Below are 10,144 nucleotides of genomic sequence, written 5' to 3'. Positions count from 1 at the left end.
ACTAATAAACTGACAAAGGTGGCGCGCCTCCCCATGTGGGGAAGCGCGCCACCTTTCGTTTGCGGCTGCCTTGTACGCACCTTGCGGGCACGTCGCGGGCAGCTTGCGGGCGCCTAGCCAGCGGCCACGAAAAAACCGGGCGGGAACGCTACTGCGTGCCGACCCGGCTTCTAGCTAGACCTGATCTTAGTGAGGTAGAACAGCCTGCAGCTGAGCGGAGTACTGCTTGTAGGTGTGGTTCAGGGAGTGCTTGTTGGCGTTGTAGTAGTCGGTGACTTCCTTCGGCACGGAGAAGCCGAGCTCCTCAATGCGCTTGACCAGTGCATCGTAGAACTTGTCTACAGCCAGAGCGTTGGAGTTGCGGGACAGGTCGCGGACGGCCTGCTGCACAACCGGAGCCGGTGCGGCCGGCTTAGCCTTCGGCTTAGCTGCAACGTTGCGCGGGGTCGGCTTGGAGTTCAGGCCCAGCTTGGCGGAGCAGGACGGCCATGCGCCCCAGCCCTGGCCAGCCAGAACGCGCTCTGCAACGGCGATCTGCTGCTCGCGGGTTGCCTGGTATGCGTACGGTGCGTACTGCTTGCCGCCGTAGCCAGCCCAGGTGGACGGGCTGAACTGCAGGCCACCGTGGTAGCCGTTGCCGGTGTTGATGGACCAGTTGCCGCCGGACTCGCACTGAGCCAGGCGATCCCAGTCGGAATCCGGTGCCGCGGAAGCAGTCGGAGCCAGCAGTGCAGAGGTTGCTGCAACTGCAACGCCTGCGACGGACAGGCGGGCTGCGGTGGTGAAAGAGCTGGTCTTTGCGTGACGTGCCATGTTTGCTGAGTTTCCCTTCGGGCGCCTTGTCCTAGTTATGGCGCCTTTTGTTTCGTTATCTCTCGAAGATCACTGAGCTGTCTTGGATGTCTTAAGTCCCTTAAGTTCAGAAAGTTCAGTGATCTCTTGCTTCTGTGACGTCGAGCCGTTTGCTCGTTCGCCTTAAGGTCATGGGCTACCGTACTGGTTTGTCACGTTTGTGTCACGTTTTTTGCAAGATTCGAAACTTATACAACGTTAAGGCGGGTTTTCGAAACGCTTATTGACCTGGAATTTATAGGAATGAATCCATTTCGTTACGATTTCGTAATGTGACTAAGATCACAATTGTCTTGTAACGCCTGTGGCTGATGTGATTAGCGAGTGGGATTTGCTCTACCCTTGCATTCTCGCTAACCTAGGTCATTCTATTGACATCAAGGAATAGGGTGATCCCATGCCAACCGGAAAAGTGAAGTGGTACGACGCAGACCGCGGCTACGGCTTCGTCAGCAACCCTGGGGATGAGGACGTCTACGTCGGTTCCCAGGTGCTGCCCGACGGCGTCACCGAACTGGTCAAGGGGCAGCGCATCGAGTACGAGTTCATCGCTGGCCGCCGTGGACCGCAGGTTCACACCATGACGGTGCTGGACAATGGCCCCCGCCGTGCGCAGCACAAGTACAACCCCGAGCAGCTCCACCAGATGGTGCAGGATACGATCACGCTGCTGGATAGCAGCGTGCTGCCGGTACTGCAGTCCGGTCGCCGCCCAGAGCGCAAGGAGGCCCGCCAGGTGGCGGAGATCCTGCGCACCATCGCGCGCGAGCTCGACAACTAGCGGTCGCGCTTCACACTTCTTAAGTCAAACCCCCCTCGCACCCTCCCTTAGTAAAGGGAGTTCCCCTAGATAAAAAGGGAGCTACTGGGCGATCTCGATCGACCAGATGGTTGCGTAGGGGGTTTGCTCGTCGTTGTCGTCCAAGCCGACCAACATAGAGTGCAGCTCCAAGACCTTGAGCTGAGGGGTGCTTCCATCATCGGCCTTCACGGAAGCCTTCAGATCCAGCGTGACCTCCTCACGCTCGTAACTCTTGTAGTAGTTGTCTTGGTTAGCGCCCGGCTCGTCGAAGATCTGCAGCAGCGACCAGTCGTGGTCGTACACATCCTCCGGCGGCTTGATCGTTACCTTTTCAGCATCCCCCACCTGCAGCTTGTAGGGCTCAGAGGGCTTGCAGTCCGGGTCGTCCAATTGGCAGACGGAGTAGGGTGCGATCTCGTGCTCTTTGCCATCGACCACAGCGATGATGCGTTGATCCTGCGGTAGCGTTTCGATTTTCCCGTCCTGCCAGCGGTTATAAAGCAGCACGCCGCCGATCACCACAACTACGAGGGCGACGATCGCCCCCATCGTCATCAGCTGCTTTCGTTGGGCGCGCTGGCGCTGCTGCTTCTTGGACAGCTTCGGCGCAGGCGCGGTGGAAGGCTTCGGACTGGTTTTCTCTTGCTCGCTCACGCCTCCCGATCCTAATTCACTGGCCGCACAAGCCCTAACCTCTAGCCGCCCTTATAGCCACTCCTAACCCTGCGGCTCCTTAAAGCGCACCTCGTACATCTCGTCCCACAACTTGCCGGTCAGGTAGAAGCGTCGGTCGTCTGGGGAGCTGCCTGGCACGACCGCTATGCCATTCAGCACGTCCGCGCCATCGCGCTGTGCTGCGGGGAACAACCCGGCTGTATCCACAACGTGTGTGACCTTTCCAACTTCCGGGTCGATCTCCAGGATTGTGTCGGTTTGCCACACGTTGGCCCACACCTTGCCGTCGGCAGTGCATTCCAGCTCGTTGAGTTGGTCGGTGCCTTCCACTTCCACGGAACCGGTTTTGGCGAATGTTTCGGGATCGCGGAAGGTCAGGGTGCCCGAGCCGTCGCTCATCACGAGTCGATCCTGCTGGGAGCACAAGCCCCACCCCTCGGTCTCGTAATCTGCCCGGTCCACCTCATCGAGTGTGCGTGCGTCGCGCTTAATTGCGGTGTGTTCCTTCCATGTCAGTTGCCACGCCGTATCGCCATGAATCGCAACCCCCTCGCCGAACAGCTCTTTGCCTAGGCTCTGTTCGCTGGATTTTTCGCCTTCTAGGTTCGTGTAATAGATCTTCGATTCGCCGTATAGTCCCGTGCCGACCAATAGGCGCCCGTCGTCGGCCGCCTCAAGCCCCTGGGTAAACGCGGACTTGTCCCATGGGTGTACTTCGTCCACTGTGACCTCGAGCATCGGTGCATCGCCATACTCTTTTGCTGTTGTCCCTGGTTTTATTGGTGACGCCCCGTCGTCCGCACCGCACGCCGATAACGCACACGCCACGGCCGCAGCTCCTACAGCTGCGAGTATTTGGGAAGTCACCCGCCCTTTTCGAAGCAGAGGGAAGGATGCGTGAGGGTGGCGTCGGTAAGAGAACATGCAACCATCATGCATCACAGTAAGCAGGTGGCAGGCATAATGGTTCAGGTGAGTAGGAAGAAAAAGGCAGATCCGATTCTTTTTTCGGCGGAGGCTAAGGAAACAGCCCGCGCCGCGGTGGAAGAGGTAGGCGGCGACGAGGTGGGGAAGGCCCTCGGCATCGCAACGGACGGCGAGGGTTTGGGGATTTACCGCTACGCCAGTCGAGTGCCCGGCTACCGCGGTTGGGAGTGGGTCGTGGTGCTGGTGACGGTGCCGGGCAGTGGGGTGCTCACCATCAACGAGGTCAGCCTGCAGGCCGGCAAGCATGCCTCGCTGGCCCCGGAGTGGGTGCCTTACGAGGATCGCGTGCAGCCGGGCGACCTAGGGCCTGGCGATACGCTCCCTCCGCGCCGCGACGACGAGCGGCTGACCGCGTGGGCCAAGCTGCAGGACGGCGATGGCTTCCTGCGAAACCCGCAGGCGGGCAACACACTTTCACACGAGGGGCTACGCCAAGCCCGCAAGCGCTGGCGCGAGGGGGACTACGGGCCGCGCTCCGAGTTCGCGAAGAAGGCAGACCTGCAGTGCGAAACCTGCGCGTTCTACTTGCCCATCGACAACGTGGAAAACGGCGTGGGCGTGTGCGCGAACGAGTACTCCGCCGACGGGCGCGTGGTACAGCGGGACTATGGCTGCGGCGCGCACTCGGCGACGGTGGAGGAATCCATCGGCGAGGAGCTCGGGGAGGGCACCAATAATTACGGTGTGTACGTCGACGAAGGCTTCTCGCGCTTCGAATAAATGGGGCGTCAGCCCCCTAGTCAGTCCAGCCAGTCCGGCTAGCCCTGGCTAACTCCCGCGCTCTTGGGGTGCCCGAACGGGTACCTAATAGTTGCATTAATGCCCTGCGGGGTGGTTACTTATAACTTGACGTTTCAAATTGTGGTGGCTGCCTACGGTTCTGCTGAAGGGTAGCTTCCGCGCTCAGACCGAACAGGTAGGGGAGAATTCCGCATGGCAGATGCACAGGCCGCCAAGGCCGCCAAGACAGAATCTGGGGAACCGCAGGATCGTGGCTTCCTAGACCGCTATTTCCACATCTCGGAGCGCCGCTCGACGGTGGGCACCGAGGTCCGCGGTGGTGTGGTCACGTTCTTCGCGATGGCCTACATCATCATCCTAAACCCGCTGATTCTGGGCACCAGTGCGGACATCAACGGCGACGAGCTGGGCACCGCCCGCGTGGCCGCGGTTACTGCCCTGGCGGCAGGCGTAATGACTATCGCCTTCGGTATCATCGCCCGCTATCCCTTCGGCATCGCCGCTGGTCTGGGCATTAACACCCTGGTGGCGGTCACTTTCGTCGGCACGGAGGGGCTGACCTGGCCGGAAGCAATGGGGCTGGTGGTCATCGACGGTGTCCTCATCGTGCTACTGGCCATCACGGGCTTCCGCGAGGCAGTGTTCAACTCGATCCCCGGCTCGCTGAAGGCGGCCATCGGCGTGGGTATTGGCCTGTTCATTGCGATGATCGGCTTGGTGGACTCTGGCTTCGTCCGCCGCATTCCGGATGCCGCGGGCACGACCGTCCCGGTTGGCCTGGGTATTAACGGCTCCATTGCCTCCTGGCCCACGTTCGTCTTCGTCCTTGGCCTGCTGATCTGCGGCACCCTGGTGGTCCGCAAGGTTCGCGGCGGCCTATTCATTGGTATCGTCGCCAACACCATCATCGCCATGATCGTGGAGGCGCTCACCCACACCGGCCCGTCCGTCGTTGACGGCGAGCCGAACCCCGCAGGCTGGAACCTGGCGGTACCGCAGAGCCCGGATTCTCTGGGCGGCATGCCGGATCTTTCCCTGGTCGGCGCCGTGGATCTGTTCGGTGCTTTCACCCGCGTGGGCGTGCTGGCAGCCTGCATGTTGATCTTCACCCTGGTGTTGGCCAACTTCTTCGACGCTATGGGAACCATGACCGCCCTGGGTAAGCAGGCTCAGCTGATGGATGAGGAAGATCGTCTGCCGAACCTGCGCACGGCCCTGATCGTCGAGGGCGGCGGCGCGATCGTCGGTGGCTCGGTCTCGGGTTCTTCGAACACCGTATTCGTGGACTCCGCGGCGGGCATCGCTGACGGCGCCCGCACGGGCCTGGCCAATGTGGTTACCGGCCTGCTGTTCATCCTGGCGATGTTCTTCACACCTCTGTACGAGGTTGTGCCGATCGAGGCCGCCGCCCCGGTCCTGGTGATCGTGGGTGCGATGATGATGGCGCAGATTAAGGACATTGACTTTACGCGCTTCGACATCGCCCTGCCCGCCTTCTTGACCATCGTGGTCATGCCGTTTACCTACTCGATCGCCAATGGCATCGGCGTGGGCTTTATTACTTACGTCGTGATGGCGCTGGTCGGTGGCCGTGCTAAGAAGGTTCACCCGCTGCTGTACCTGGTGGCTGGGATGTTCGTGGTCTACTTCGCCGCCGATCCGGTGATGGATCTGCTGCGAGGCTAGCCATGGCAGACCTTTCGCCCATCCGGATCGATGACCCGCGCGACCCGCGCCTGGACGATTTTCGGAACCTCAACGCTTCCGACAAGAAGTCCGGCGAGCAGCTGATCATCGCCGAGGGCACCCTAGTCGTCCCGCGCCTGCTGGCGAGCCCCTATCCGACCCGCGCGGTCGTGGGGTTCCCGGGAAAGCTGCGGGCGATCGAGGAGGAGCTGTCTCGCTCTCTTTCTGGTGATGACGCCACCTTCTCCGTGTTTGAGGTTTCCCGCGAGGTCTTGAAGGAGGTCGCGGGCTTCGACATGCACAGGGGCCTGGTCGCGTCGGCGGATCGGCTGCCGACGAGCGCTGTGAGCAAGGTGAGCACTGCGAGCACTGTAAGCGCTGTGAGCACTACGGGGCCGGCAGGAACAGGGGGAGTCCCCGGCACACAGGGCACCGGAATAAGGGCCGCCGGAACCAGCGCCGTGGAGGCAGTGCTGGATCACGTGGAGGAAACCCCCGACGCCAGCGGCGTAATCGCCGTGCTGGAGGGCGTGGGGGACCACGAGAATATCGGCTCCATCTTCCGCAACGCAGCGGGGCTCAACGTGGATGCCGTGCTGTTCGGCGCGGCCACCGCCGATCCGCTGTATCGGCGCAGCGTGCGCGTCTCCATGGGACACGTGTTACGCCTGCCGTGGGCGAAGTTCCCCGGCACGACGACCACCTGGCAGCGGGACCTGGAGTTGCTACAGAGGCGCGGCTACGAGGTAGTGGCACTCACTCCAGCGGGGGACATCACGCTCCGTGAGGCCACTGAGGCCGCCCGCGGGCGGGGGAAGAAGGTGGCGGTGATGGTTGGCGCGGAGGGGCCTGGCCTGACGGAGCACGCCATGCGCGCCGCGGACGTGCGCGCCAGCATCCCAATGGCCCACGGAACCGATTCGCTGAACGTGGCCACGGCGGCGGCCATCGCCTTCTACGAAGCAGTGCGCTAGGGGGCTACTCCCCGCGGCTGCGGCGGCGCACTTCGTCGCCAATCTTCTTGGAGGCCCCGCGCAGCCCTCGCAGGCCAGCGGAAATTCCCCTGCGAGCCCCCTGGCCCAGGGAGTTCAACACGTTCTTGGCCACTTCCGCGCCGCTGGGTTCGCTCTCGCGGGACGGGGCAGCGTAGTCGTCGTAGCCTTGCTCATCGTCGTAGACGGAGACCATGTCGTCCGGTGTGGTGCGCCCATGCGTCAGACCGTCGTATTCGGAGGACTTCGCCTCTGGGCGACCGTCAACGGCGAAAGCTGCAATGGGCAGTGCCGGCCCGGAAGCGGAGACCGCAAAGCCGAGCCAGGCCTCGATGGCCGCGGCTGCCAGTTCCGCGGGGATGAAAGGCAGCTGTATGCCGCTGGCCTCGGTGTTGCCGGCCCAATAGTTAGCCTCGAACTCGCCGGGCAGCCCAATGTCCTCGAACACCGTCTCACGGGTGGCGCAGAAAGAGCGCTTGAGTTGGCCACCCGCCCAGTGGGCGAAGCCCCCGAAGGTTTCGTCGACCTCCTTGGAGGCCGGGTCTCCACCGTCCCCGGGCTTCGTCGAGGCTGCGATTTCCGGGTCTGCTACCACGCAGGAGGCGTATACATCGGCGGCGCTGACTAGCGTGCGGTAGCGTTCCGGCAGTTCGGAGAGCTTCCGCAGGTCGGGGATCACCGTTTGCACCACGGATAGCCCCGGGTAGCCGCCGATGTAGAACTCATCGGTGCCGGGGATCGCGCTGCGGGTCATGTCGAAGTCGCCGATGTGCGTCAGCGGCCAGGCCGGGTTCAGCTGTGCCAGGTACTTGCGGGCGAAGCCACGATCGACCTTATGCTCCTGGTTCACCACGGTGCTGGGGTTGGCAGCATTCACAAACCAAAGGGTCACCAGGGTCACAGCAGTGGCTCCTTCTATCGCCTAGTTCTTTTTCTTGGGGTTGGTGCGCACACCCAACAGGACGTCCTCCCAGTGTGGGGTGACGGCCTTGCGCTTACGCTTCGGCTTCGCGGCCTTAGCGTCAGGGTGCATTAGGAATTCATTATCGCCGCGGTCGCCTCGCTCCGCAGGGGAATCACCGCTAGCGGGGGGAGTGTCCTGCGCTGCGGGAGCCCCGGGAACCCTGGGAGAGCCGACCTCGTCAGATCGGTTGCTCTGCCGATCCAGATCGGCCTGGTCGTCCTCCCAGTGCCGGTCCTCGGGAGTCTGCGTTGGGTGCAGCAGGGGAGTCACCGGGGAAACGCTGCGCACCGGCTGCCCGTAGCGCGGGTTCACCAGGTCGCCGGCGATGCTGTTGTGTGGGTGCGCCAGTGCCTTCTCCGAGCCGCGTAGCTCGATGATGAACTCCGCAACGTGCGTGTTGGTTCGCCCGGCCGCGTCCTTTTCCCAAGACACGGTGACGATCCACTGCTTGGTGGAGTTCTGGTAGGCATCCCATTCGGCGTCCGAAAGAGACTCCCCGTGCGCCGCCAGAGCAGTGGCCAGAACCTCCCACAGGGGCTGGTTCGATACGCCATCCCCGTTTACCGGCAGCGCCGCGTGTGCGAGCTCTGCGATGCGTGCGCGCTCCTGCAGGATCGGCCAGGCGTAGGGCTCGATGCGCGACTCGTCCGTGTCCGCCTCGTCCGCCAGCTCGGCGACGGTGGCGCCGTGGCGGATGCGGTCCTGGATCCCGCGCGGGGACATCGAAATCCGAGTGCGGTGCGGACGCGCGTTGGGGCGATCCTGTCCGCGCCCCTGGAACAAGGGTGCCACCTCGGTTTCCGTCGCTTCTTCCTCAGCGGGGGGTGCCGCTTGCTCCTCCCGGCGAGCGTCTGCAGCATCCGCAGCGGCATCGGCTGTGCTGGTCGTGCTAGCGGTGTCGGTACCGGAAATTTCGGAAGCCCCGGAGCGAGCATCGCCCTCGGCTTCTACGGAAATGCTGTCCGCGCTGGCCGTGGGGGCGTCACTAAGAAAAGAGCGCAACTCGTCGGTGACGGGCAGAAAGTACTCAGCGATGGGGCCGCCGACGGCGGGGTCAACGGCGCGCAGCACGAGCGACGAGGCATCGCTATCGGCGACGACAAATTTCAGCTCTTGCAACGTGGCCTCCTGACGGATGGTGCGGCAAATAACGGCGGTGTTATTAACATCACCCTCCAACCTTAGCTAAAAGCACGGTTGGAGGGTGAGCGGATTCAGTCGCTAGACGATGGCGAAACAGTAGCCGGATAGCGAATTACTTGGCTGCGTGGCCGCCGTCGAGGATGAAGTCGATGGCGCCGGTCAGCTTCTTGACGTCCTCTGGATCGATGGCCGGGAACATGCCGATACGCAGCTGGTTACGGCCCAGCTTGCGGTAAGGCTCGGTATCCAGAATGCCGTTAGCGCGCAGGATTTTGGCGATCTTGGCGGCGTCGATGTTCTCGTCAAAGTCGATGGTGCCGACAACGAGGGAGCGGGCATCCGCATCCTGCACAAACGGGGTGGCCTCTGCACGGGCATCGGCCCAGTTGTACAGGGCCTTGGAGGACTCGGTGGTGCGAGCCACCATGCCGTCCAGGCCACCGTTGGCGTTCATCCACTTCACCTGGTCGTCCAGCATCAACAAGGTAGCGACGGCCGGGGTGTTGTAGGTCTGGTTCTTGCGGGAGTTATCCACGGCGGTCTTCAGGTCCAGGAAGGCCGGGATGTAGCGGTCGGAAGCGGCGATCTCTTCCACGCGCTCTAGGGCGGCGGGGGAGAAGGCTGCCAGCCACAAGCCACCGTCAGAGGCGAAGCACTTCTGCGGGCTGAAGTAGTAGACGTCAGCCGCGTTCATGTCGACGGGCAAGCCGCCGGCGCCGGAGGTTGCGTCGATAGCGACCAGGGTGTCGTCCGAAGCGGCCTTCGGGCGGGTGACCGGAACCATCGCGCCGGTGGAGGTCTCGTTGTGCGCCCAGCCGATCAGGTCGGCATCGGTGCCGTCCAGCTCGCTCGGGGACGGAGCGGTGCCCGGCTCGCCCGCGACGATCTGCGGCTCGTCCAGCCACGGAGCCTTCTTGGAGACGCTGGCGAACTTGGAGGAGAACTCGCCGTAGGTCAGGTGCGCGGACTTGTTGCGGATCAGGCCGAAGGAAGCGGCATCCCAGAAAGCGGTGGCGCCACCCAGGGAGAGGACGATCTCGTAGCCCTCCGGCAGGTTGAACAGTTGCGACAGACCCTCGCGTACGGAACCGACGACGTCCTTCACACCAGCTTGGCGGTGAGAGGTGCCCAGAATGGCGGCGTTGTCCTGGATGGCCTGCAGCTGGGCTGGGCGAACCTTGGACGGGCCACAGCCGAAGCGGCCATCGGCGGGAATGAACTCCGCGGGGATGGTGGGCAGGGTGTTTTGGTCGTTGGCAGGTGCGTTCATCTTTCCCTCTGATCGCTCGTATTTTTTGCGCT

General features: G+C 62.9%; 10 protein-coding genes. 4 read left to right on the top strand and 6 right to left on the bottom strand.

Annotated elements, in window-relative coordinates:
- Positions 1–186: 186 nt before the first annotated feature.
- Positions 187–813 carry a resuscitation-promoting factor Rpf1 domain-containing protein gene (locus tag QKE30_RS07275; RefSeq protein ID WP_347934487.1) on the bottom strand — a complete coding sequence of 209 codons (627 nt, stop codon included), beginning with the start codon at positions 811–813 and terminating at the stop codon, positions 187–189.
- A 436-nt stretch (positions 814–1,249) separates the two neighbouring features.
- Here QKE30_RS07275 and QKE30_RS07270 point away from each other — a divergent pair, with 436 nt between their 5' ends.
- Positions 1,250–1,633, top strand: coding sequence for a cold shock domain-containing protein (locus QKE30_RS07270; RefSeq protein WP_034986981.1), 384 nt, complete (start codon positions 1,250–1,252; stop codon positions 1,631–1,633).
- 81 nt (positions 1,634–1,714) lie between these two features.
- Here the strand turns inward: QKE30_RS07270 and QKE30_RS07265 are convergent, their stop codons facing one another.
- Complete coding sequence (locus QKE30_RS07265) at positions 1,715–2,308, bottom strand: DUF2771 domain-containing protein (RefSeq protein WP_347934486.1); 594 nt, start codon at positions 2,306–2,308, stop codon at positions 1,715–1,717.
- A gap of 63 nt (positions 2,309–2,371) precedes the next feature.
- Positions 2,372–3,067 (bottom strand): glutaminyl-peptide cyclotransferase, encoded by a 696-nt coding sequence (locus QKE30_RS07260; protein WP_347934485.1) that lies wholly within the window; start codon positions 3,065–3,067, stop codon positions 2,372–2,374.
- 225 nt (positions 3,068–3,292) lie between these two features.
- Between QKE30_RS07260 and QKE30_RS07255 the strand changes: the two genes are divergently transcribed.
- The 3 genes from QKE30_RS07255 to QKE30_RS07245 all read left to right on the top strand — a co-directional run bounded on the left by QKE30_RS07255 (position 3,293) and on the right by QKE30_RS07245 (position 6,717).
- The gene (locus tag QKE30_RS07255) at positions 3,293–4,036 is read left to right on the top strand and encodes a DUF3027 domain-containing protein (protein ID WP_347934484.1); all 744 of its coding nucleotides are present in this window, start codon (positions 3,293–3,295) and stop codon (positions 4,034–4,036) included.
- A gap of 213 nt (positions 4,037–4,249) precedes the next feature.
- Positions 4,250–5,743 (top strand): NCS2 family permease, encoded by a 1,494-nt coding sequence (locus QKE30_RS07250; protein WP_347934483.1) that lies wholly within the window; start codon positions 4,250–4,252, stop codon positions 5,741–5,743.
- Positions 5,744–5,745: 2 nt separating this feature from the next.
- Positions 5,746–6,717: an RNA methyltransferase gene (locus tag QKE30_RS07245; protein ID WP_347934482.1), complete on the top strand. Its 972-nt coding sequence runs from the start codon at positions 5,746–5,748 to the stop codon at positions 6,715–6,717.
- Between the two features lie 4 nt (positions 6,718–6,721).
- Here QKE30_RS07245 and QKE30_RS07240 read toward each other — a convergent pair whose 3' ends face one another.
- The 3 genes from QKE30_RS07240 to serC form a co-directional block, all read right to left on the bottom strand.
- A complete protein-coding gene (locus QKE30_RS07240; protein WP_347934481.1) occupies positions 6,722–7,636 on the bottom strand; it encodes a hypothetical protein in 915 nt (304 codons plus the stop codon).
- Between the two features lie 21 nt (positions 7,637–7,657).
- Positions 7,658–8,818: a septation protein SepH gene (gene sepH, locus QKE30_RS07235; protein WP_347934480.1), complete on the bottom strand. Its 1,161-nt coding sequence runs from the start codon at positions 8,816–8,818 to the stop codon at positions 7,658–7,660.
- 136 nt (positions 8,819–8,954) lie between these two features.
- Positions 8,955–10,112: a phosphoserine transaminase gene (serC, locus tag QKE30_RS07230; protein ID WP_347934479.1), complete on the bottom strand. Its 1,158-nt coding sequence runs from the start codon at positions 10,110–10,112 to the stop codon at positions 8,955–8,957.
- Positions 10,113–10,144: the final 32 nt, after the last annotated feature.

It is taken from the genome of Corynebacterium sp. c24Ua_83, from assembly GCF_039907245.1.
Taxonomy (GTDB): domain Bacteria; phylum Actinomycetota; class Actinomycetes; order Mycobacteriales; family Mycobacteriaceae; genus Corynebacterium.
Note: the sequence above shows the minus strand (reverse complement) of the source record. Positions and strands in the feature narration are given on the sequence as shown.

What these genes read in the sequence shown, in the direction of transcription:
- QKE30_RS07260 (WP_347934485.1), bottom strand. Translation starts at nt 3,067, where the DNA reads ATGCTCGAGGTCACAGTGGACGAAGTACACCCATGGGACAAGTCCGCG.
- QKE30_RS07275 (WP_347934487.1), bottom strand. Translation starts at nt 813, where the DNA reads ATGGCACGTCACGCAAAGACCAGCTCTTTCACCACCGCAGCCCGCCTG.
- QKE30_RS07270 (WP_034986981.1), top strand. Translation starts at nt 1,250, where the DNA reads ATGCCAACCGGAAAAGTGAAGTGGTACGACGCAGACCGCGGCTACGGC.
- serC (WP_347934479.1), bottom strand. Translation starts at nt 10,112, where the DNA reads ATGAACGCACCTGCCAACGACCAAAACACCCTGCCCACCATCCCCGCG.
- QKE30_RS07245 (WP_347934482.1), top strand. Translation starts at nt 5,746, where the DNA reads ATGGCAGACCTTTCGCCCATCCGGATCGATGACCCGCGCGACCCGCGC.
- QKE30_RS07250 (WP_347934483.1), top strand. Translation starts at nt 4,250, where the DNA reads ATGGCAGATGCACAGGCCGCCAAGGCCGCCAAGACAGAATCTGGGGAA.
- QKE30_RS07255 (WP_347934484.1), top strand. Translation starts at nt 3,293, where the DNA reads ATGGTTCAGGTGAGTAGGAAGAAAAAGGCAGATCCGATTCTTTTTTCG.